Raw genomic sequence first — 22,088 nt, 5'->3', positions numbered from 1 at the left:
TGTTTCCACGGGTTCTAACCCGGGACAACACTCACGAGGTTCACCAGCTTGTACGGACTTCAGTTGGACGGCTTGTCCGAGACTGTGATCTTGCCGTCGATGATCTGCTGCTTGTACGCGTCCAGCGTGGCCTTGATGTCGTCGACCTTGCCGCCGGAGGTGGCGTAGCCGATGCCGTCGACCTTCAGGTCGAAGCGCTTGGGCAGCGAGTCCAGCGTGTTGCCCGCGACGGCGCGGACGAAGTCGTACACCGCGACGTCTACACGCTTGAGCATGGACGTGATGATCACGTCCTTGGAGTTCTCGACCGTCTTCTGGTTGTACTGGTCGGAGTCGACCCCGATGGCCAGCGCGTTCTTGGACTTCGCGGCCTCGAACACGCCCTTGCCCGACGCGCCCGCGGCCTGGTAGACGACGTCGGCGCCACGGCTGATCTCACCGGCGGCGACCACGTTGCCCTTGGCGGGGTCCTGGAAGCCGGTGAAGTCACCGGCCGGGGTGATGTACTCGGACTCGATCTTGGCGTCCGGGGCGGCGGCCTTCACGCCCTGCTTGAAGCCCGCCTCGAACTTCTGGATCAGCGGGACGTTCACGCCGCCGACGAAGCCGACGTGGCAGCCCTTGCTCTTGTGGGCGGCGGCGACGCCGACCAGGAACGAGCCCTGCTCCTCGGCGAAGACCAGGCCGGTGACGTTCGGCAGCTTGACGGTGTCGTCGTCGACGACCGCGAACTTCACGTTCGGGAAGCTCTTGGCGACCGCCTCGACCGACTTGGCGTACGCGAAACCGACCGCGATGATCGGGCTGAAGCCTTCCTGCGCGAGCTGGCGAAGACGGCTCTGCTTGGCGTCCTCGGTCTCGTTCGGCGCGGCGGTGAGCTCCTTGGCCTCCTTGAGACCGAAGTCGGTCTTGGCCTTGTCGAGCCCGGCGGCGGCGGAGTCGTTGAACGACGCGTCGCCACGGCCGCCGATGTCGAAGGCGAGGCCGACCTTCAGCGCGCTGGCGTCCACCTTGGCGCCGGGCGCGGTGCCGCTGCCCGATGTGGCGCCACCGCCCTGCGGAACCGGGCTGAGCTTGCAGCCCGCGGCCTGGTTGCCGCCTCCGGCGGGCGGGGTGGAGCCTCCCCCGGTGTCCTTGGCGCAGCCGGCCAGTGCGAGAGCACCGGTCAGCGCGACGGCCGCCAACGTGGTAACGCGCGATCGACGCACGACGTGTCTCCCTCCCCGCTCGGTGAGCGGCGACGAACCCCGGCCCTACTCGCCGGGAACTTGCGAATTGGCGAACCGTACCCGTCCCGTTGACCAGGTCAGCACACCACTGGCCGGGCGTAACCTAATCGTTTGCCGTCTACGCCGCTCGGATTCCGCCCGAACACACAGGGTGATCCATTTGGCACGCTCGTACCAGAACGGCCCTGGTCAGGGCGGGCCGCGGACTCAGAGAACCCGGTCGGCCTGGTCGGCGCCCGGGTTGTCGATCAGCCACTCCAACCGCTCGACGTGGCTGTGCGCGTTCGTGCCTGTTTCGTGCGCCCGCAAAGCGAGTACGTACTGCCTGGCCAGTTCGGCCTGGTGGGGTTCGCCCGGGTCGGCCGACACCACGTAGTCGCCGAGCTTGCGCAGTCTGACCTCCCGCTCCGCGTGTCCGCGGTCGCGCCGACGCCGGTGACGGACCGCGACGAAAACGAGGTGCAGCAGGAAGAACAGCACCACACAGGCCGTGAGGGCCCCGGCGAGTGACAGCACGTACGCGCCTGTCGTCGGCTCCTCGGGTACAGCGGCACGGCGTGGCACGCTGGTCGGGAATTCCTTGCCTGCCACGGCGTCGAAGGACCTGGCGAACTCCTCCACCTGCGTCGTGATCACATCCGGCCGGATCGTCTTGAGCTCGTCGGCTGTTTCCCGGCGCGGGACACGGAACTCCAGGACCTTCTTGGCCCCGGCATCGACGTCGGCACCGAAGTCGGCGCGGAAACCGGTGCCAGCGCACGAAGTGAAGCGGTAGTAGTTCCAGCTGTAGCCGTAGACGACCACCACATTGCCCGGCAGCAGCGCTGCGACCTCGCCGCACAGCGCGTCCATACCGGTCGGCAGCTGGTGCCGTACCGGTGACTTCTCCGACAGCACCGCCACGACGATCGGCCGGTCACCGAGCACCTGCCGGATCCGATCCGGGGCCACCGCGGGCGCGTCCTGTTCCACGTACACCGGACCGTGCCGGAACCCCTCGATGATCGCGCTCACCTGGCCGGTGGCACCCTCGGGCTGCGGCAAGGCGATGCACGCGATCACACCGGCCAGCAGACCCGCGACGAGCCAGCGCGGCACACCGAAGTACTTCTCGCGCGACAGAAAGCGTTTCACAGCAGGGCCAGCCCCTTCTCGGCCGCGCGTTCCGCCTCGGCCACACGCCCCTGCGCGAAGTGGTCCCGTGCCCTGGCGTACTGGTCGGCCGCGTCGGGACGGGTGATCAGGTCCAGTGCCGCGGCCAGCTCGGTGATTCTGGCGTACGCCGTTGCTTTCGCCATGCGCAGCGCGGCTTCGTCCGCCCTTCGACGCCGTCTGCGCCGGGTGAGTGCGCTGGCCAAGGCTCCGGCGCCGAGGATCACGGCCGCGCCACCCATCACCCCCGGCGCGTAGTCGGCGATCCGCTGCGCCAAGCCGCGGGGCGCCGCGGGCGGCGCGCCGAAAGGCTTGCGGTGGTTCAGTTCGGCGATCCGGCTCAGCACCCTGTCGACCCGGCTGCCGACCGTCGACCCTTCGAACATGAAGCCTCGCTCGGACTCGGCGTAGACGTAGTTCCGCGCCGCGACGAGGCGGTCCTGGTCCTCACCCGCCACCTCGACCCAATAGCCCTGTGCCACCAGGACGATGTCGTCGGGGAACTCCTTGGCCAGTGCGGGCGCGTAATCCACGAACGGCTCACCGGCCTTGAGCGGGGGCAACACCACGACCCGGGTGGAGCCGTAACTCCGGGTGACCCTGTCCGTCAGCCCCTCCGCGTTGTGGACAGGATCGCGCCGCAGCTTCTCGGCGAGATCAGCGACCTGGTCCGCAGTCGGCGGGATCACCCGGTAGGACGGCCACGCTTCGCCGATCGGCGCCTTGGCCTCCTCGCGGATCCAGCTCAGCGTGGGCCCAGTGAGGTCCATGTACGCCGTCTGTTGCCGCAACTGCGTCACGCCCGGCGGTTGGCGCCAGCCCAGCAAACCCGTCACCGTGATCACACGTATGCCCTTGCTGTCGCCCCATTTCTGCAACGGCTTGTACACGTTGTCGACGTACTGCCAGTCATTGGTGGCGAAGGGTGCGATGACCAGCCTCATGTTCGGCTTCATCTCACGGGTGACCGCGGCGACGTCGACGTCGGCGACGGCCCCGGGCGCTCGGTACACCGGTTGCGTCTCCAACGCGCTGATCGCGGCGGCGACATCCAGCTTTCCGGGTGGCGACGGGGGTTGCAGGACGGCGAGGCCGAGCGCGAGGCCGATCAGGGGAACCACCCCACCCACTTTGGCAGTGATCACCCGATCGCGTCGGCGCTTTCCGGGGACGGCGAACCGGGTGCGCGCTCAGCGCCCGGCTCGGGCCACCAGGTCGAGGCCTTCGAGGCAGATCCGCTCCGCCAGGTCGAACTCCTCCTCGGTGCGGGCTTCGGCGAGCACGCCACCTGCGGTGACCCAGCGTTCCCTGGCCTGCTTGAGCAGGGCGACCGCGCGTTCGTCAGCAGTTGGCGGCAGGACCTCGACGTGCACGCCGAGCTGGTTGTGCCGTGATCTCGCCGCGATCGCCTCGTCGTTGCTGCTGTGTTCGCGCCTGCCGAGCAACACGGGTACCAGCGCGCCCGCACCCAGCAGGGCGACCGCGCCCGCGATCAGCACCCACGTCACCGGATCCGCCTCTCCAACTCCTCGACCTGCCGCTCCACGTTCGCGCCGGACTCGTGCCCCTGCAACACGAGCACGTACTGCCTGGCCACTTCCGCCTGCTCGGCGCCCTGCGGATCGGCCGACATCACGTACTCGCCGATCCTGCTCAGCCGGGCTCCCGTCGCCAACTGCCTGCGGTTGCGCGGGGTGCGCCTGCCGACAGCCCTGGCCGCCAGGTGCAGCAGGAAGAACACCGCGACACAGGCCGCGACTATCCCACCGAGCGACAGCACGATCTCGCCCGTCGCCAGCTTGTCCGGCACGGCACCGCGTCGCGGCACGCTGTCGGGGTAGTCCTTGGCCGCCTGCGCGTCGTAGGCCAGGACGTACTCCTCGACCTGCGGGGTCAGGTCCGCGGGCGACGCCCGGTACTTCCACGCCGTTTCCGCCTTGGCGATCAGGACGAAGTCGAAGTTGGACGCGTTGACCGGGTGGTCCTCGTTGGTGAACTTGGGGCCCACGCAGAACGCCGGCTTGTAGCCCTTGCCCGGCTCGTTGCCGTAGACGATCACCAGGTTGGTCGGCACCAGGTTCGCGATGTCGTCGCACAGCTTCAGCCCGGCGGTGACCAGTGGCTTGCCGGACGGCGGCATCGGTTCCTCCGACAGGATCGCCACCACGATCGGGCGGTCGCCGAGCACCTGCCGGACGTGGTCCGCGTTCACCGTCGGCGGCGCGCCGGGCTCCACGTACACCGAGCTGTGCCGGAACCCCTCGACGACCGCGCGGACCCGGTCGGTGATCGTGACCTGACCGCGTACCAGTGCGACGCACACGATCACGCCGACCAGCACGCCCCCGACGACCCACCTCGGTACGCCGAAGTACCGATCACGCCACAGGAAGCGCTCGACCGGGCCCTGTTCGCGCTTGTTCACAGCAGGGCCAGCCCTTCGTCCGCGATGCGCTCCACCTCGGCCATCGCCTCGGCGGTGTGCGCCTGCTCGAACAGGTCACGCGCGGTCGTGTACCGCTCGGCCGCCTCCGGTGACCCGTGCCCGGCCACCGCCGTGCCGAGTTCGCTGATCCTGGCGTACGCCTTGGCTTTCGCCTTCCGCAACGCCGCCTCTTCGCGCTGCTGACGCCGCCTGCGGCGCAGTGCGAACCCGGTGAGCGCGCCGCCGCCGAGCACCACCGCCGACCCGCCCCACGCCAGCGGGGTGTAGCGGGCGATCGTCCGCGCCGGGTCGTAGGTCTCCGGTTGCGGGCGGCCGAAAGGCTTGCGACGGCTGAGTTCGTCGAGTCGCGTGAGGATGGTGGCCACGCGGCCGTCGACCGTCCCGCCCTTGCTGAAGGTGCCGATCTCGTACCGGCCGAAGGCGTAGTTGCGCGCCGAGTCGATGCGTTCCTTGTCCTTGCCCGCGACCTCAACCCAATAGCCTTGGGCTACCAAGACGATGTCGTCAGGGAATTCCCGCGCCAGTGCGGGCGCGTAGTCGACGAACGGTTCGCCCGGGTTGAGCGCCGGCAGCGCCGCGACCCGGATGGTGAGACCTGTCTTCTGCTGAATCGTTTTGGTCGACAGCGTGAACCTGTCGGCCCGGCCCGGCGCGTTGTACACGCGGTCCTGCCGCAACTTCCCGGCCAGGTCCGTGACCTGCGCCTGCGTGGGCGCGAGCACCTGGTACGCCGGGTAGGCCCGGCCGACCGGAACCCGGTTGATCTCCCTGACCGAAGCCAAAGCCGGGCCGGTGATGTCCATGTACGCCGTCTGCTGGCGCAACTCGGGCAGTGTCGACGGCCCCCACCTCGTGTACAGGCCCTCCACTGTGATCAGTCGCACTTTCCTGGCGTCCGCCCATTTCTTCAGCGGCTCGGACACCTGTTCGTAGTGCTCCTCGTCCTTGTAGCCCTGTTCGAACGGCGCGATGAGCAGTTTCGTGTCCGGCCCCATCTCGCGCTTCACCACGTCGACGTCGATGTGCGTGACCACGCCGGGAGCCCGGTAGACCTGCTGGGTCTCCAACGCCCTGATGGCCGCCGGAACGTCGAGCTTGGGCACGTCAGCGGGCTGGAGGGCGGCGACGCCGAGGACGAGACCGATCAGAGGGACCACGGCCGACAGCCTGTCACCGCGGAGGCGGCCCTGCGGGCATTTGGCGCAACCGGGGTGTTCGGTGGGTCACAGACGCCAGCCGCTGGTTGGGCCAGCCGCGGACGACCGGACTAGCATCCCTCGGGTCAAGGCGCGGTGGGTAACCGTCCCGGTTGGACTCCCAGCCCATCCCAGCCGGAGCCAGCGATGTTGGAGGCTAGAGAGCCGATGTCCGCCGAAGCCGCTGAGGTGTCGCGGCCCAGCCGACGCGGGACGCTGTACCGCGGTGACCCGGGTATGTGGTCTTGGGTGGCGCACCGGATCACCGGTGTGCTCACGTTCTTCTTCCTGTTCGCCCACGTGCTGGACACCGCGCTGGTCCGGGTGTCGCCGCAGGCCTACAACGAGATCATCGAGACGTACAAGACGCCTCTGGTCAACCTGATGGAGGTCGGCCTGGTCGGCGCGGTGCTCTACCACGCGCTCAACGGCGTGCGGGTGATGCTCGTGGACTTCTGGGCCAAGGGGCCGCGCTACCAGAAGCAGATGCTCTGGGGCATCCTCGTGGTCTGGCTGCTGGTGATGGTGCCCGGCGCCTACTTCATGCTGGTCCGGACCGTCACCGAGATGTTCGGGGGCTCGTGATGACACTCGCTCTGGACAAGCCGCGGACACCGCGCCGCCCCGCCGCCCGGCGCAACAACTGGGAGCTGGCCAGCTGGGTCTTCATGCGCGTGTCCGGCGTCGCGCTGCTGGTCCTCGTGCTCGGCCACCTGCTGATCATGAACATCCTCGACGGTGGTGTGCACCGGATCAACTGGGGCTTCGTGGCCGGCCGCTGGTCGTCGCCGTTCTGGCAGTTCTGGGACCTGGCCATGCTGTGGCTCGCCGAGATCCACGGCGGCAACGGCCTGCGCACGATCATCAACGACTACGCCCGCAAGGACGCCACCCGGTTCTGGCTGAAGGTGCTGCTGTACGTCTCGATGGTGCTGATCCTCGCGCTCGGCACGTTCGTGATCTTCACGTTCGACCCGAACTTCGACGCCTGATCCACCCCCACCACGAAGGCGAATCAACGAATGCAGTTCCACAAGTACGACGTGGTGATCGTCGGTGCCGGTGGCGCCGGCATGCGCGCCGCGATCGAGTCCGGCCAGCGGGCCAGGACCGCTGTGCTGACCAAGCTGTACCCGACGAGGTCGCACACGGGCGCCGCCCAGGGTGGCATGTGCGCCGCGCTGGCCAACGTCGAAGAGGACAACTGGGAGTGGCACACCTTCGACACCATCAAGGGTGGCGACTACCTCGTGGATCAGGACGCGGCGGAGATCATGGCCAAGGAGGCCATCGACGCCGTGCTCGACCTGGAGAAGATGGGTCTGCCGTTCAACCGGACGCCGGAAGGCAAGATCGACCAGCGGCGCTTCGGCGGGCACACGCGCAACCACGGTGAGGCCGCCGTGCGCCGTGCCTGCTACGCGGCGGACCGCACCGGTCACATGATCCTGCAGACGCTGTACCAGAACTGCGTCAAGCACGGCATCGAGTTCTTCAACGAGTTCTACGTGCTCGACATCTGCCTGACCCCGGACGCCAACGGCGACCCGGTGTGCACCGGTGCGATCGCCTACGAGCTGGCGACCGGCGAGATCCACGTCTTCCACGCCAAGTCCGTGGTGTTCGCGACGGGTGGCTTCGGCAAGGTCTTCAAGACCACGTCGAACGCGCACACCCTGACCGGCGACGGCATGGGCATCATCTTCCGCAAGGGCCTGCCGCTGGAGGACATGGAGTTCTACCAGTTCCACCCGACAGGCCTCGCGGGGCTGGGCATCCTGCTGACCGAGGGCGCACGCGGTGAGGGCGCGATCCTGCGCAACGCGTCCGGCGAGCGGTTCATGGAACGCTACGCACCGACCATCAAGGACCTCGCGCCACGTGACATCGTGGCCCGTTCGATGGCGCTCGAGGTGCTGGAAGGCCGCGGCGCCGGGCCGAACAAGGACTACGTGCTGCTGGACTGCACGCACCTCGGTGCCGAGGTGCTGGAGACCAAGCTCCCGGACATCACCGAGTTCGCCCGTACGTACCTGGCGGTCGACCCGGTGAAGGAGCCGGTGCCGGTGTACCCGACCGCGCACTACGCGATGGGTGGCATCCCGACCAACATCCACGCGGAAGTGCTGCGCGACAACGACCACGTCATCCCCGGCCTGTACGCGGCGGGCGAGTGCGCGTGCGTCTCGGTGCACGGCGCCAACCGCCTCGGCACGAACTCGTTGCTGGACATCAACGTCTTCGGCCGCCGCGCCGGCATCGCGGCGGCGGAGTACGCCAACGCCCACGAGCACATCGACCTGCCGGAGACCCCGACGCGGTTCGTCGAGGACCAGCTGGCGCTGGTGCTGTCCGAGCACGGCAGCGAGCGCGTCGCGGACATCCGCACCGAACTCCAGGCCACAATGGACGCCAACGCCTCGGTGTACCGCACCGAGGACACGCTCAAGCAGGCACTGCACGACGTACAGGCGCTGAAGGCCCGGTACGCGCACATCACGGTGCAGGACAAGGGCAAGCGCTACAACACCGACCTGCTCGAAGCGGTCGAGCTCGGCTTCCTGCTCGAACTGGCCGAGATCCTGGTCGTGGGAGCGTTGAACCGCAAGGAATCCCGCGGCGGACACGCCCGTGAGGACTACCCGAACCGGGACGACACGAACTACATGCGGCACACCATGGCCTACAAGCAGGGCGATTCGCTGACCGCGGACATCCGCCTTGACTACAAGCCCGTGACCTTTACCCGGTACAAGCCGATGGAGCGCAAGTACTGATGACCGCAACAGTTGAGTCCACTTCGGGCACCCGCGGCGAAGTTCCCGTCGTCCCCAAGGACGCGGTCATGGTCGCACTGAAGATCCTGCGCTACAACCCGGAAGTCGACGACGAGCCGCACTGGGAGACGTACGACATCCCCGCGCTGCCGACGGATCGCGTGCTGAACCTGCTGCACTACGTGAAGTGGTACATCGACGGCACGCTGACCTTCCGCCGGTCCTGCGCACACGGCATCTGCGGGTCGGACGCGATGCAGATCAACGGCATCAACCGGCTGGCGTGCAAGGTGCTGGTGAAAGACCTGCTGGCCCGCAAGGGCAAGCAGACCACGATCACGCTCGCGCCGATCAAGGGCCTGGAAGCCCGCAAGGACCTCCTGGTCGACATGGAGCCGTTCTTCGAAGCGTTCCGCGCGGTGAAGCCGTACCTGATCACCTACGGCAACGAGCCGACACGTGAGCGGATCCAGTCCGTGGCCGACCGCGAGCGCTTCGACGACACGACCAAGTGCATCCTGTGCGCCTGCTGCACGACCTCATGTCCGGTGTACTGGACCGACGGCTCGTACTTCGGCCCCGCCGCGATCGTCAACGCGCACCGGTTCATCTTCGACAGCCGTGACGAGGGTGCGGGCGACCGCCTCGACATCCTCAACGACACCGAGGGTGTCTGGCGCTGCCGCACCACGTTCAACTGCACGGACGCGTGCCCGCGTGGCATCCAGGTCACCAAGGCCATCCAGGAAGTCAAGCGAGCACTGCTGTTCCGCCGCTGAGTTGAGTAGCAGAGAGGAACAGATCTACCCTCACTGCCATGAGCGACCACGCAGATCCGCAGCCCGGCGATGACGTTGGCTTCATCGCCGGGGACGGCACGCGAGGTCATCGGATCGTGGCACGACTGCGCAACGGTGGCGACGTGCAGATGACCACCGACGAGATCATGGCGGTTCTTCGAATCCCGTAACCCGACCACGTTCGGCTCGCAACAGGTCGAGCGATTTCAACGCAGGAGTGGTCGGGCGTCGACCGCGATGCCTTCCGCCAGGTCGAAGTTGCCAGTACGGCTTCCATCCTTCAAGATCGACTCCACCAGATGTCGACTCTCTTCGACGGGCAACGAAGATGGACTTCCACCTGCGGGTCCCAAGCAAACAAAGCCGCCAACCGGATGCCGTGAGAAAGACAGGTGCGTCCGTCGTAGGTTGGCGAGCGGTCTACTGACCGTCTTGCTGGTCGCGATCGATGATCGTGTTCAAGAGGTCGACGATCTGCTGTTGTCCGGCGGCGGTGGCGTCGAGTTTGCCACGCATCTCGGCAAACCCTCGGTCCGTCTTGTCCCGCAAGTCGGTGAGGTCCTCGCGCATCGCGTTGAAGCTGGACGAGGTCGCCTGGCGGAAGTCCCGGATTTCCGTGCGAATCTCCGCGACGTCGCGATCCGCCCCACCCGCCAGGACCCGAGCGGCCGCCGCGTCCTTGGCCGTGTGGCGCACGACGCTGGTCAGTTCGCGAACCTGCCTCTCCAGGGCGGCCACACGGGCCTCGATGTCGTCAGGCTGAGCCATGAGGAGCAGCGTACCGGTCGCCAGACGCCATCTTTCATAACGGTGTCATGTATGCGAAAGCGTAAGAACGTCCCGCGTCAGCCGGGCGTCGTTTTTCACGTTCATATATCTATGTCTACTTTGCGCCCGATGGGCCGTTCGGCCTAACCCTACGATCGACGGGTTTACCTGGTCTCCGCGTGCGGCCTAGCGTGAAAGAGCGTTCGGGGCGCGTTTCGAGGGCAGCCCCCGAGCCATTCCTTTTCTCCCTGCATTGAAAGGAATGCGCTTTCATGCGTAAGTTTGTTTCGGCCGCCGCGCTCGCGGTCGCCATTTCCGGCGTCGGCGCACCCGCCGCGCTCGCCGACACCCCGTCCGTCGAGCCGATGATCATCGGTGGCGGCACTGTCAGCTCCGCACCCTGGGGCGCGCAGGTCTACGTCAACGGCCAGTTCAACTGCTCCGGGTCGATCATCGCGCCGCAGTGGGTGCTCACCGCCCGGCACTGCGACGGGTCGAGCCTGTCGGTCAAGGTCGGCAACGTCAACCTCGGCCAGGGCCAGAACCGCACGGTCGACCGCAAGGCGACCGCACCCAGCGGTGACATCTTGTTGCTGCACTTGAGCTCCGCTGTGCAGACCACCTACATCAAGCTGGCCGACTCGAACCCGGCCACCGGGTCGACCAACCAGATCTACGGCTGGGGCCGCACCCAGGGCAGCAACCCGCCGTCCCCGGTGCTCAAGACCGCGAACGTCCGCGTCACCGGCACCAGCTCGGACGCGTACGGCGGCCCGGCGATCGCCAGTGTCGGCGTGAACGGTGCCGCGTGGCACGGCGACTCCGGCGGCCCGCAGATCGCCAACGGTGTTCAGGTCGGCGTCTGCTCGACCGGGTCGAACAGCGGCAGCAACCCGCAGGGCACCCAGAATTACGCGAGCGTCGCGAACAGCCGGTCGTTCATCCGCAGCACCGCCGGTGTCTGATTCGAACTGACCATTTCCGGCCGGACGCGTAAACGCCGGAAGCGACATTTCCCAGCCGGTCGTCCCCTACCCCCAGGGGGACGACCGGCTGACTGACGTCTACGGTCTTGCAACTTCTACGTAATTACGCAGCATGGTCGCATGGAGTTCGACGAGCGGCTGTCCGCGCTGGAGGAGCGGGTCGCCGCACTGGAAGGACAGCCGAAACCGGTGCCCACAGGCGCGTTCTGGGCGTTGGAAGGCGTCAAGGAGCGCGCGCCGGACGGCGCGGTGCTGTTCACCGGCGCCGTCCCGCTGCCCACCGGGCACCACTACGAGTGGCAACAGGGCGAAACGGTCGAGAACCTGCTGGGGATGGATTGGTCCCAGCTGAGCGCCACCATCGCCGCGCTCGGCAACCCGGTCCGGCTGCTGTTGCTGCGGCTGATCCTCACGGGCGTCCAGACCACCGCCGAACTCCAGGAGCACGAGTCACTGGGCACGACCGGCCAGCTCTACCACCACCTGCGTCAACTGGTGGCGGCAGGCTGGCTGCAACTGACGTCCCGCGGGCACTACGCCGTGCCGGGCGCGAAGGTGATCCCGCTGCTCACAGTGCTCACCGCTGTCCAGGATCCAGCATGACGGGGGAAACACCGTGCCGAGCAGACGAACAGTCCTCGCCGCGACCGCGGCGACCGGGCTCGCGCTGACCGCGACACCCGCGACCGCATCGAGCTCACTGAAAACCTTGGTGGACAAGCAAGCCGCCAAGATCACCGGCTACGACACGGTCGCCATCGGCGCGTTCCGCGGCCGGGAGGCGTACGCCCTGCGTGGCGACTCGATCTTCCAGATCGGCTCGATCACCAAGACCTTCACCGCCGTGCTGCTGGCGTTGACCGGCCGCGTCGACGACCCGCTGAGCAAGCACCTGCCACGCCGGTTCCCCGCGCCGCAGGGCGTGACGATGGCGCAGTTGTCCTCGCACACCTCAGGAATGCCCCCGCTGCCACCAGGTCTGCTCGAAGACCCCGATTTCGACCTGCGGGACCCGTACGCCCGCATCACCGAGGACTTCCTCATCGAGGCACTGCGGAAGACCACCCTGGTCACGCCGCCGGGCACGAAGTACGCGTACTCCAACTACGGCGCGGGTCTGCTGGGGCTCGCGTTGACCAGGAACTACGAGGCGCTCGTCCGCGCGCGGATCACGCTTCCGTTGGGGCTCAACGACACTGTGCTGACGCTCAACCCGCTTCAGCGGCGGCGCAAGGTCCAGGGCTATGACGCGGAGGGCAAGGCGACGCCGGACTGGCGCCTGCCGGTCATCCCCGGCGCTGGCGCGTTGTACGGCACAGTCAACGACCTGCTGCGATACATGCGGGCGCACGTCGGCGAAGCGCCGTTCTGGCTGAGGCCCGCGCTGGATCTCGTGCAACGCCCTCGGTTCGACATCAACCCGCAGGCCAAGGTCGGGCTCGGCTGGCACATGCTCACGCTGCCGGGCGGACGCGAAGCGACCTTCCACGACGGCGGGACCGGCGGGTTCACCAGCATGGCCGCGTTCTCGCGCGAGTCACGCACAGGCGTGGCGATCATCGCGAACAAGTTCAACGCGGACCTGCTCACCCACGCGGCCGAGCTCATCGAAGCCCTCTGACCCCCGCACCCGCACCCGCACCCCGCCAACCCGTGCAACCAATGTGGCCTTTGTTGCGCAAAACGCAACAAAGGCCACATTGGTTGCACACAAAACGGGGGTTACTTGAAGACGCGAACCGTCATCGAAGTGCCCTGCTGCGACTGCACCCTGATCTTCACACCGGCCGCGGGCAGCTTCACGCCCGCGGTCGGCTGACCGGCGGACCAGTACGGCTTGGTGTCGTCGAACAGCGGCTGGGCGTCCCGGCCACGGATGTAGCTGGCCCGGCCGTCCGCCTTCAACGTGAACGAGTCCGACTTCTGCAACGAGAACGGCGCGTCGTAGCCCGCGATGCGCGGACGCCACGGCTGGCCCTGCAGGTTGTATATCGGCTCGGGGTTGGCGTCGATCGGCAGGATCAGACCCTCACCCGGGTGGGCGCTGGTGTTGTTGTCCGCCTGCGACGTGTCCCAGTAGGACACCAGAAGGCCGTCCTGGTACGGGAAGTGCTCCACCCAGTCCGGACGGGCCGGCTCACCGAAGTTGTACGGGCCCGTCTGCATGTACTTGTCGAACGACGCGTACGTGCGGTTGGTGGCGATGTAGAAGTGGTCGAACGTCGCCGTCTCCGTGCCCGTGGTCTGCTTGAACCCGTTGAGGGTCCAGCCCGCGGGCGCGCCTTCGGCACCGTCGTCGAGCAGGACCGCGCCGTCGGCGGTGATCTTGATGTCGTCGGCGAAGAAGCCGTCCGGCGCCACACCACCGTCGGTCACGTAGCGGAAGCGCAGCTTGGCCTGCTTGCCCGCCAACGAGTTCAGCGAGACGGACACGTCGGCCCAGCTCGCCTGCGTCCCGGTCAGCGCCGGGGCGTTCGAGCCGTCCTTCTTGAACGGCGCACCGTTCACCGTGCCGTCGAGCGGCGTCCACGTCGTGCCACCGTCGGTCGACGCCTGCACGTACAGGTAGTCGAAGTCCTCTTCGATGTCGTAACGCGACTTGAGGGTCAGCGATGCCGACGTCTTGCCGGTCAGGTCGACGTCCCTGACCATGTTGTTGTCGACGTCGTCGCCCTTGCCGCTCCAGTACATCTTCGTCCCGGCGAAGGGCTTGCCGTACTCCGTGGTCTTCTTCTTGTCCGGCAGGACGACCACGACGCCTTGTGCCTTGTCGGTGTTGTACTCGTGCGGGCCGAGGTCGATCCGGCGGTCCTGGCCCGCCACCACGACCTCGTAGTCGAGCCAGCCCAGTTGCAGCTTGTCCCAGGCGGACAGGTCGGCCGCGCGCGTACCGATCGCCTCACCCGGCGCCGACACGCGGCTCTGGCCCATCAGCGACCACCAGTTGACGCCGTTCTCCTGCGCACCGCCGGGTCCGACGGTGTCGTAGTGGTCCGGCAGGCCGAGGTCGTGGCCGTACTCGTGCGCGAACACGCCGAGGCCGCCGTTCTCCGGCTGGATGGTGTAGTCGCCGACCCACAGGCCGGTCGTGCCGATCTGGGTGCCGCCGCGCTTGTTGTTCGTGGGACCGTCCGGCGCGTTGGAGTACGCGTACCAGCGGTGGCTCCAGATCGCGTCCTCGCCCTGGATCGGGTCACCGTCGGACTGGTCGCCGCCCGAGTGCACGATCTGGAAGTGGTCGAGGTAGCCGTCGGGCTCGTTGAAGTCCCCGTCGTTGTCGAAGTCGTAGCGGTCCCATGTGTCGTAGGACTTGAGCTCCTCGCGGATCTGCTCCGGGGTGGCACCGGCGGCGACGCGACCGTCGGCCCACTTGTTCAGCGAGTCGCGAACCAGGTCCCAGGTGTTGTTGCAGACGTTGCCCGCGCACGGGAAGCCGTTGGACCGGCCGTAGCGCGCTTCGTTGTAGTCGACCTTGACCCAGTCGGTGACGGTGCCGTCGACCGAATAGCGGCCGGATGACTGCTTCTCGTAGAACGTCTTCAGCGACTCGACTCCGGCGCCCTGGCCGAAGTACATCTGCTGGTAGTGCTCACGGGAGTAGTCCGGCTGCCAGATCGTGCTGTTGTCGACCGACCGGTTGGGCGCCGGGATCTCGTTGCGCAGCGGGCCGTCGAACTTCGTCGGTCCCGGCACCGCGGGCGCGGTGTCCACGTCGGGGTAACGCGGGTCGCGCTTGTTTCCGAATTCGGCAAGGACCACGAAGATCTTGTCGGTCTTCTCCCTGGCCAACTCGACGTACTGGTCGACGCGCTGCCCCTTGGCTGCACCGCGTGCGGCCTCGGCGGGCTTGTCGCCGATCCTGGCGACCGTGCTCGCGCCGCGCTTCTCCACCTTGGCCTGGCCGGAGAGCACCTCGGCGAGCGCCTCCTGGCGCAGCGCCCGGCGCTTCTCCTCGAACTTGTTCGGCAGATCGTGCTCGCCCGGCGCGTACTCGAAACCGGACGGTGACGCGCTGGGCGCGGCCATGGCGGGCGCCGATAAGGAGCTGACGCCCAAGCCGACCAGCGCGAGCAGCGCCAGGCCGGCGGAACTTCTTCGATGCACTTGCCCTCCCGTGCTCTGATCGCCGGAGGGATCACTCTCCGGCCACAGACGAACGGGCTGACAGTACGGATTAACTCTATGGAGTGAAATACGCCATACGTAGGGTTATTGCCATCCTGCCATATGTTGATCTTTCCCGCAGCACATGTTGATCTTTCACACGATCAGGTCCAGAACACCGCCAGCCCCACGTTGAGCACCACGAGACCGCCGAGCGTCCCGGCGAACCACTTCGGCGCCTTGTCCTTGGTCACGTAGAGCACCGCGAGCACGCCGATCACGACGAGAACCAGCAGCTTGATCCCCAGTTTCATGTGGTCGTAGTCCGCGTTGGTCAACGGCGCGAGCAGCATCAACGCGAGGCCTGTGACCAGCTGCAGACCGGCGCCGTGCAGCCAGCCCTTGTTCACAGGCGCGCCCTTTCCGGCCTTGAGCTGCAGCATCAGCGTGCCGATCAGCATCGCCATACCGAGCAGGTGCAGGAACACGAGCAGGTGCCGGACGAACTCCACTGAACTTCTCCCTCGTGGTGGGAAGGGGGGTGCAAACAGCCAGAACGGCATTATTCGCCCATCACCGAACGCGACACCGACCGGTCCTCGGACTCACCCCGCCAACCGACATCACTTTCGAGTGACTAGCCTGCAGGGGTGCCTGAACGAGCTCGGCAACTGGCCCGTCTACTGAACCTGAGCCTCAGCATGGCCGCTGTCGTGACGTTCGCGGCCGCGCCCGCGGCGAGCGCTCAGTCGTCCACGAGCACCCCGAAGCCGCCAGGGGCGTCGTCCGGCAAGAACACCCCCAAGCCCGGCAGCTCGGGCAGCAAGCAGCCCGACAAGTCCGCCGACAGCGAACCGGCGACCAACTGCGCGGCCAAGGCCGTCCCGCCGCCTGCCAACGAGGGCAACGGCGACCAGCTGCCGCCGTTGCCGCTGCCCAAGGAGCCGATCGGCGGCCCGGCGATGGGCAGCTGCAACGGAGTGCTCCCCAAGGACGCGCCGTTCCCCCCGGACGGGCTGACCGCGGACTCGTGGCTGATCGCCGACCAGGACACCGGTGACGTGCTCGCCGGTTTCGGGCCGCACGCCCGGCAGCGCCCGGCCGGCACGGTCAAGGTGCTGCTGGCGATGGTCGCGCTCAAGGAGATCGCCCCGGACAAGGTCATCGAGGGCACCCGCGAGGACACCAGGCAGACGGGGACCCGGGTCGGCATCGTCGCGGACGGCAAGTACGCGGCCAAGGACCTGATCCGCGCGCTGATCGTCACCCCGGCCGCCGACGCGGCCAACGCGCTCGCCCGTGAACTCGGCGGCCCCGACGTGGCCGCGCAGAAGATGAACGACCTCGCCCGTGAGCTCAACGCGCAGGACACGAGGGTCGTCAACCCGAACGGCAACGACGTGCCCGGCCAGAGCACCTCGGCGTTCGACACGGCGCTGATCTACCGCGAGGCGATGCGCATCCCCGAGTTCGCCGAGGCGACCGGTTTGAAGACGGTGCAGATCAAGCCGCAGGGCAACCGCAACAAGCCGATCTCCCGCAGCAACGACAACGAGTTGCTGAAGAAGTTCAAGGGCGCGACCGGCGGCAAGCTGGGCAGCACCCTCGCGGCCAAGAGCGTGCTCGTCGGCAGCGCCGAACGGGACGGCAAAAAGCTGATCGTCGCGGTCATGCGCTCAGGGGAGCAGCCGTTCGAACAGGCGGAGTCGCTGCTGGAGTACGGGTTCACGCTGACCGCGGCGCACTCGAAGCCCGTCGGCAAGCTGTCCGGCGCCAGCGAGCCGCCGCAGACCAGCCGCAGCACGGACACCCCGAGCAGCGACGAGAAGGAGTCGAACAACCAGGCGAGCAACGCAGCGGTGCACCGCTCGGCGTTCGGCACGTTCGGTCTGCCTGTCACGATCCTCGCCGGTGTCGTCGTGCTCATCGCTCTGGTGTTGACGGCGAAACGCAAGATGGCTCGTGCCAGGCGGTTGCGCGCGCAGACCCGTTGACTTGACTTCGCCGTTACGGCCTAACCTGAGGTCGTGGTCCTGACGTCACGGCGGTTGTTCGCCCTCCTGTTCGCCTCGTTGTGCTTGTTCGCGTCCGCGAGCTTCACGGCGACCGCGCAACCAGGCGGCTCGTGCCCGAACAAGACGGCTCCACCCGCACCGGTGGACACCTCGGAGCGGCCGAAGCCAGGCCAGAAGTCACCCGAGCCGATCCCCGTACCGGACAAGCCGGTCGGCGGTGAACGGCTGGGCGAGTGCACGGTCGTCACGCCGCAGGGTGTGCCCGCCGTACCCGCTGACGTGACCACCGCGTCGTGGCTGCTGGCCGATCTGACCAGCGGTGACGTGATCGCGGCGAAGGACGCGCACGCCCGGCAACGCCCCGCGTCGGTGATCAAGATCCTGCTGTCCATCGTGGTGATGAACGAACTGGACATGAAGACGGTCGTCGCGGGCACGCAGGAGGACGCCAACCAGGACGGCACCAAGGTCGGCATGGGCCCAGGCGGGCAGTACACCGTGGACCAGCTGTTCCACGCGTTGCTGATGCACTCGGGCAACGACGCGGCGCACGCGTTGGCCAGGCAGCTCGGTGGCATGGACAAGACCGTCGCCAAGATGAACGAGACGGCGAAGAAGCTCGGTGCGCTGGACACCCAGGTCGCCACCCCGTCCGGCCTGGACGGGCCGGGCATGATGACCTCGGCCTACGACCTGGCGTTGTTCTACCGCGAGGCGATGAAGCGCCCGGAGTTCGGCAAGGCGATCACCACCAAGCAGATCGACTGGCCTGGCTGGGGCACGAAAGCGGGCTTCAAGGTCAACAACGACAACCGCCTGCTCGGCAAGTACGACGGTTTCCTTGGCGGCAAAACGGGTTTCACCGACGACGCGCGGCACACCTACATCGGCGGCGCGCAGCAGAAAGGCCGCAAGCTGGTCGTCGTGCTGATGCGTGGCGAGCAGACTCCGGTCAGGATGACTGACCAGGCAGCACACCTGATGACCTGGGGTTTCGCCCTGGGAGGCAAGCAGGTCGAGCCGGTCGGCACCCTCAACACGCCTCAGCCGAAACCGGATTCCCCGGACGCCCCCAACGCACAGGGCAGCAACGGATCGGGGACCACAGACGCGGCGGGCAAGCCGATCAACAACCAGGGCGGCGTGCTGCCGACGGCGGCGATGGCGATCTCCGGCGTCACGATCCTCGGGTTCCTGATCTGGCGGATTCGGCTGCGGTACTCGCGTCAGGCCGAGCCTGCGGGGATTCCTGAGGAGACGGATCCTGAGCGGACTGTGTGGATCGAGCGGTATCGGGACGATCGCTGACCTTGGCTGTCGCCGTCCACGCCGTGATGAACAGCAGGAACCGCGCGACGAGGTTGGCGAACACCAGCAGACCGATGACCGGGCCGAACAGCGCGCCGGTCGGTGAATTGGTGACGGTGGTCAGGTAGATCGCACCGACCTGCTTGAGGATCTCGAAGCCGATCGCGGCCGCCAGCGCGCCCTTGACCGCGCTGCGGACGTCGACCTTCTCCCGGGGCAGTCGGGTGAGTACCCAGAGGAACACCAACCAGTTCGCGATGATCGACAACGCCAGGGTGGCGACGAACAGCAGGAACCGCGCCCAGCCGACCTCCCGCAGGCCGACGAGCTCGAGCAGCAGGTTCGCCAGCCCGGTCCCGGCCGCGGTGAGGCCGAACGAGACGACGAGCGCGACACCGAGGCTCAGCAGCGCGACCAAGTCCTTGAACAGCGTGGGGATCAGCGGCTGCTGGCCGCCTTTCTGACCCCACTGCGCGGTGAGGGCGTCCCGCAGGTTGCTCATCCAGCCGATGCCGGAGTACAGGGCGGCGAGCAGACCGATCACACCGACGGTGCTTTTGGACTGCAGAGCGGTGGTGACGACGTCGTTGATCGTGGTGCCGAGGCTGCCGGGAACGGCCTCACTGATGCCGTTCTTGAGCTCCGTCAACAACTCCGGCTGAGCCTGAAGCACGAAACCGGCGACCGCGAACGCGATCATGAGCAGCGGGAACAGCGACAGCACACTGAAATAAGTGATCGCAGCCGCGAACTGGTTGCCGTACCGCTCGGAGAACGCGTCGCCCGCCCGGATCAAGTGGTCGAGCCACGACCACTTCCTGCGGTAATCATCCAGCTTGCCCACGTACCGACGCTAAGTCCGCCACACGGGCTCCGCATGATGAAACGCTCACCCGGCGAGAAAACCCACCCTTTCGTAGGTCTGCGCGAGCGTCTGGGCGGCAACGGCACGAGCCCGCTCCGCACCCTTGGCCAGCAGCTTGTCCAACTCGGCTGGGTCGTCGAGGTAGGCGCGGACGGAAGCCTGGACAGGCGTGATGAACTCGACGACGACCTCACCGAGGTCCTTCTTGAGGTCGCCGTAGCCCTTGCCGTCGTACGCCTTCTCCAACTCGTCGACGGACCTGCCGGTAAGCGCGGAGTAGATGGAAAGCAGGTTGCTGACGCCCGGTTTGTTCTCGACGTCGTAAACGACCTCGCGACCGGTGTCGGTGACGGCGGAGCGGATTTTCTTCGCGGCCTTCTTGGGATCCTCGAGCAGTTCCACGACACCGGCGGGAACGGACTTGCTCATCTTGGCGGTCGGGTCCTGCAGGTCGAAGATCTTCGCGGTGGCCTTGGGGATGTAGGCCTCGGGGAGGGTGAACGTCCGGCCGAAGCGGGAGTTGAACCGCTGGGCCAGATCCCGCGTGAGCTCGAGGTGCTGACGCTGGTCCTCGCCGACCGGAACGAAGTTGGCCTGGTACAGAAGGATATCGGCGGCCTGGAGGATGGGGTAGGTGAACAGGCCGACGCTGACCCGGTCGAGAGCCTGCCGCGCGGACTTGTCCTTGAACTGGGTCATCCGGCTGGCCTCGCCGAACCCGGCCATGCACTCCATCACCCAGGAAAGCTGCGGGTGCTCAGGAACCTGGCTCTGCACGAACAAAGTGGCCCGGTCCGGATCGATCCCCAGCGCGAGCAACTGAGCGGCGGAAACCCTCGTCCGCTGCCTCAACACCTCAGGGTCGTGCTCGACCGTGATCGCGTGCAGGTCAACCACGCAGTAGAAGGTGTCGTGGGTCTCCTGCATGGCAACCCACTGGCGGATCGCACCGAGGTAGTTGCCGAGGTGGAAGGAGTCGGCAGTCGGCTGGATACCGGACAACACCCGGGGAAGACTCTGCTCGGTGGACACGCCCGAATCCTATTCGCCAGCGTGTGGAGCGGGCACCCGGCACCGCCAGTGGCTCGTCGTCCTGCGGTGGTGAGCGTGCTCCGACGGTGGTGAGCGTGCAAGGGCGGCTCGCGGCTCGCGGCTCGCGCAGGAGCTTGCAGGCGGCTCGCGTGCCCGCGAGCGCGGGAGTTTGCGGCTGGCGCGCAAGCGCAGAGGTCCGCTTCGGGGGTGTCTCCTGCCCGTCGGCCTGGGCGAAGCCAACCACGGGCTGTCCAGAGGTCCGCCTCCCCAACAGGCGGGCCCAGCGACAGCCCTACGGACCTCTTGACAGTCCGTGGTTCCCTGGGGCAGGTCGACGGGCAGGGGACACCCGCGCCCTGAACCCCCGGGACATGAAAAGCGTGCGCCGGGAGAAACACGGCGCGAAGACCTCCTGCTCAGAGGTCTGCCTCCCGGCGAGGGACCTTCTTTGTCTTTTCGTTTTTTCGTCTTTTCGTCTTTTCGTCTTTTCAGACCCAGGATCTCCATTGCGGGTCTGGTGACCACGCCTTACTCCTGGTCAAGGCTCGGGATCCTGTGGGGAAAGATAGCCCCTCGCCGGGAGCAGACCTCTGGGCAGGAGGTTCTTCGCGTCGTGTTTCTCCCGGCGCATACCTTCATGACCCGGGGTTGTGAGGCGCGGGCGCCTCCTGCCCGTCGACCTGCCCCAGGGAACCACGGTCTATCAAGAGGATCGGTATGGCTGTCGCTGGGGCTCTTCGGGTAGGCCGACCTCTGGACAGCCCGTGGTTGGCTTCGCCCAGGCCGACGGGCAGGAGACACCCCCGAAGCACCACTCTGCGCTTGCGCGCACGCCGCACCCCCCGCGCTGGCGCGCAGGCCGCCTGCTCTGCGCTTGCGCGCGCCCGTTATGGCTGGGTTGGGTGGGTTTGCGTGCTCACACTTCGCGCGACAGTTGCGGCTGCCGTGTCAGATCGATCAAGCAGTGCGAGCAGGTTGGGGAGCGGCTTCCGGTTCTCCGACCACAGCCGCGACCGCAGGCAGGACAACAGCCGCTGCCGGGGTCGCTTCCGCCGGGGTCTCGACTGTCTTCCTGGCTTTGGCGTCCTTCACCGATTTGCGGAAGAACCTCAGGAAGCCGAGCACCATTCCGGTCAGTCCGACCGCTGCCACGCCGATTCCGACTGGTCCGCCGAAGGTGGCGGGCATTGCCTGTGCGTTGTCCTGTGCGAGGGCTGCTCCTGCGGGCAGCACCATGAAGAGGGTCGTGAACGTCATCGTCACCAGGGAACGGGTTCTGACCACCCGGTCACGCACTGGTTCGCCTCCTGCGCCACAACCGATCTGACGTCCCCCGATCGAGGGATCCTGAGCCAAGGAAAAGCTACCGAGTGTGTCAAGCGGTGGAGCGTCACTCGGGCTTGCGGTCAC

Annotated in this window: 21 protein-coding genes and 1 pseudogene; 10 read left to right on the top strand and 12 right to left on the bottom strand. The window is 67.2% G+C overall.

What is annotated here, in order from left to right; translation table 11 throughout:
* Positions 1-59: 59 nt before the first annotated feature.
* From ALI144C_RS11995 to ALI144C_RS11970, 6 genes are all read right to left on the bottom strand, one after another.
* On the bottom strand, positions 60-1,208 hold the full coding sequence (locus tag ALI144C_RS11995) for a BMP family lipoprotein (RefSeq protein WP_076987156.1): 1,149 nt from the start codon (positions 1,206-1,208) through the stop codon (positions 60-62).
* A 228-nt stretch (positions 1,209-1,436) separates the two neighbouring features.
* The gene (locus ALI144C_RS11990; RefSeq protein WP_076987155.1) at positions 1,437-2,363 is read right to left on the bottom strand and encodes a hypothetical protein; all 927 of its coding nucleotides are present in this window, start codon (positions 2,361-2,363) and stop codon (positions 1,437-1,439) included.
* The gene (locus tag ALI144C_RS11985) at positions 2,360-3,502 is read right to left on the bottom strand and encodes a hypothetical protein (protein WP_143230598.1); all 1,143 of its coding nucleotides are present in this window, start codon (positions 3,500-3,502) and stop codon (positions 2,360-2,362) included. Before ALI144C_RS11985 ends, ALI144C_RS11990 begins: the two co-directional genes overlap by 4 nt.
* Before the next feature lie 69 nt (positions 3,503-3,571).
* Entirely contained in the window at positions 3,572-3,889 is a 318-nt protein-coding gene (locus ALI144C_RS11980) for a hypothetical protein (RefSeq protein WP_076987153.1), read from the bottom strand.
* Entirely contained in the window at positions 3,886-4,806 is a 921-nt protein-coding gene (locus ALI144C_RS11975) for a hypothetical protein (RefSeq protein WP_083752968.1), read from the bottom strand. Before ALI144C_RS11975 ends, ALI144C_RS11980 begins: the two co-directional genes overlap by 4 nt.
* On the bottom strand, positions 4,803-5,984 hold the full coding sequence (locus tag ALI144C_RS11970) for a hypothetical protein (protein WP_083752967.1): 1,182 nt from the start codon (positions 5,982-5,984) through the stop codon (positions 4,803-4,805). The genes ALI144C_RS11975 and ALI144C_RS11970 overlap by 4 nt, the downstream gene beginning before the upstream one ends.
* Positions 5,985-6,191: 207 nt before the next feature.
* Between ALI144C_RS11970 and sdhC the strand changes: the two genes are divergently transcribed.
* Genes sdhC through ALI144C_RS57375 form a run of 5 tightly spaced genes read left to right on the top strand, consistent with a single transcriptional unit; the run spans position 6,192 to position 9,770 of the window.
* Complete coding sequence (sdhC, locus tag ALI144C_RS11965; RefSeq protein WP_076987151.1) at positions 6,192-6,608, top strand: succinate dehydrogenase, cytochrome b556 subunit; 417 nt, start codon at positions 6,192-6,194, stop codon at positions 6,606-6,608.
* Positions 6,605-7,015, top strand: coding sequence for a succinate dehydrogenase (locus tag ALI144C_RS11960; RefSeq protein ID WP_143230597.1), 411 nt, complete (start codon positions 6,605-6,607; stop codon positions 7,013-7,015). The genes sdhC and ALI144C_RS11960 overlap by 4 nt, the downstream gene beginning before the upstream one ends.
* Before the next feature lie 30 nt (positions 7,016-7,045).
* Complete coding sequence (sdhA, locus tag ALI144C_RS11955) at positions 7,046-8,800, top strand: succinate dehydrogenase flavoprotein subunit (RefSeq protein WP_076987149.1); 1,755 nt, start codon at positions 7,046-7,048, stop codon at positions 8,798-8,800.
* Positions 8,800-9,579, top strand: coding sequence for a succinate dehydrogenase iron-sulfur subunit (locus ALI144C_RS11950; RefSeq protein WP_076987148.1), 780 nt, complete (start codon positions 8,800-8,802; stop codon positions 9,577-9,579). The genes sdhA and ALI144C_RS11950 overlap by 1 nt, the downstream gene beginning before the upstream one ends.
* A gap of 38 nt (positions 9,580-9,617) precedes the next feature.
* The gene (locus tag ALI144C_RS57375; RefSeq protein ID WP_237774106.1) at positions 9,618-9,770 is read left to right on the top strand and encodes a hypothetical protein; all 153 of its coding nucleotides are present in this window, start codon (positions 9,618-9,620) and stop codon (positions 9,768-9,770) included.
* A 250-nt stretch (positions 9,771-10,020) separates the two neighbouring features.
* On the opposite strand, the gene ALI144C_RS11945 is transcribed toward ALI144C_RS57375, so the two are convergent.
* A complete protein-coding gene (locus ALI144C_RS11945) occupies positions 10,021-10,368 on the bottom strand; it encodes a permease (RefSeq protein ID WP_076987147.1) in 348 nt (115 codons plus the stop codon).
* A gap of 272 nt (positions 10,369-10,640) precedes the next feature.
* Here ALI144C_RS11945 and ALI144C_RS11940 point away from each other — a divergent pair, with 272 nt between their 5' ends.
* The 3 genes from ALI144C_RS11940 to ALI144C_RS11930 all read left to right on the top strand — a co-directional run bounded on the left by ALI144C_RS11940 (position 10,641) and on the right by ALI144C_RS11930 (position 12,975).
* Positions 10,641-11,333 (top strand): DUF1986 domain-containing protein, encoded by a 693-nt coding sequence (locus tag ALI144C_RS11940; protein ID WP_083752965.1) that lies wholly within the window; start codon positions 10,641-10,643, stop codon positions 11,331-11,333.
* Positions 11,334-11,474: 141 nt separating this feature from the next.
* Positions 11,475-11,957 carry an ArsR family transcriptional regulator gene (locus tag ALI144C_RS11935; RefSeq protein WP_076987146.1) on the top strand — a complete coding sequence of 161 codons (483 nt, stop codon included), beginning with the start codon at positions 11,475-11,477 and terminating at the stop codon, positions 11,955-11,957.
* Between the two features lie 13 nt (positions 11,958-11,970).
* Entirely contained in the window at positions 11,971-12,975 is a 1,005-nt protein-coding gene (locus ALI144C_RS11930) for a serine hydrolase domain-containing protein (RefSeq protein WP_076987145.1), read from the top strand.
* Positions 12,976-13,076: 101 nt separating this feature from the next.
* Here the strand turns inward: ALI144C_RS11930 and ALI144C_RS11925 are convergent, their stop codons facing one another.
* Entirely contained in the window at positions 13,077-15,458 is a 2,382-nt protein-coding gene (locus ALI144C_RS11925) for an immune inhibitor A domain-containing protein (protein WP_076987144.1), read from the bottom strand.
* 164 nt (positions 15,459-15,622) lie between these two features.
* Entirely contained in the window at positions 15,623-15,970 is a 348-nt protein-coding gene (locus tag ALI144C_RS11920) for a hypothetical protein (RefSeq protein WP_076987143.1), read from the bottom strand.
* 138 nt (positions 15,971-16,108) lie between these two features.
* Between ALI144C_RS11920 and ALI144C_RS11915 the strand changes: the two genes are divergently transcribed.
* Together ALI144C_RS11915 and ALI144C_RS57370 are read left to right on the top strand one after the other, a co-directional pair.
* Positions 16,109-17,452, top strand: coding sequence for a D-alanyl-D-alanine carboxypeptidase family protein (locus ALI144C_RS11915; RefSeq protein WP_143230596.1), 1,344 nt, complete (start codon positions 16,109-16,111; stop codon positions 17,450-17,452).
* Positions 17,453-17,485: 33 nt separating this feature from the next.
* Positions 17,486-18,397, top strand: a pseudogene (locus ALI144C_RS57370) (D-alanyl-D-alanine carboxypeptidase family protein); the annotation flags it as partial.
* Between the two features lie 253 nt (positions 18,398-18,650).
* On the opposite strand, the gene yhjD reads toward ALI144C_RS57370, so the two are convergent.
* From yhjD to ALI144C_RS11895, 3 genes are all read right to left on the bottom strand, one after another.
* The gene (gene yhjD, locus ALI144C_RS57365; RefSeq protein WP_076987140.1) at positions 18,651-19,625 is read right to left on the bottom strand and encodes an inner membrane protein YhjD; all 975 of its coding nucleotides are present in this window, start codon (positions 19,623-19,625) and stop codon (positions 18,651-18,653) included.
* Positions 19,626-19,670: 45 nt separating this feature from the next.
* The gene (gene trpS, locus ALI144C_RS11900) at positions 19,671-20,678 is read right to left on the bottom strand and encodes a tryptophan--tRNA ligase (RefSeq protein WP_076987139.1); all 1,008 of its coding nucleotides are present in this window, start codon (positions 20,676-20,678) and stop codon (positions 19,671-19,673) included.
* A gap of 957 nt (positions 20,679-21,635) precedes the next feature.
* Entirely contained in the window at positions 21,636-21,935 is a 300-nt protein-coding gene (locus ALI144C_RS11895; RefSeq protein ID WP_143230595.1) for a hypothetical protein, read from the bottom strand.
* Positions 21,936-22,088 lie beyond the last annotated feature (153 nt).

The organism is Actinosynnema sp. ALI-1.44 (assembly GCF_001984155.1).
In the GTDB taxonomy this organism is placed as follows: domain Bacteria; phylum Actinomycetota; class Actinomycetes; order Mycobacteriales; family Pseudonocardiaceae; genus Kibdelosporangium.
Note: the sequence above shows the minus strand (reverse complement) of the source record. Positions and strands in the feature narration are given on the sequence as shown.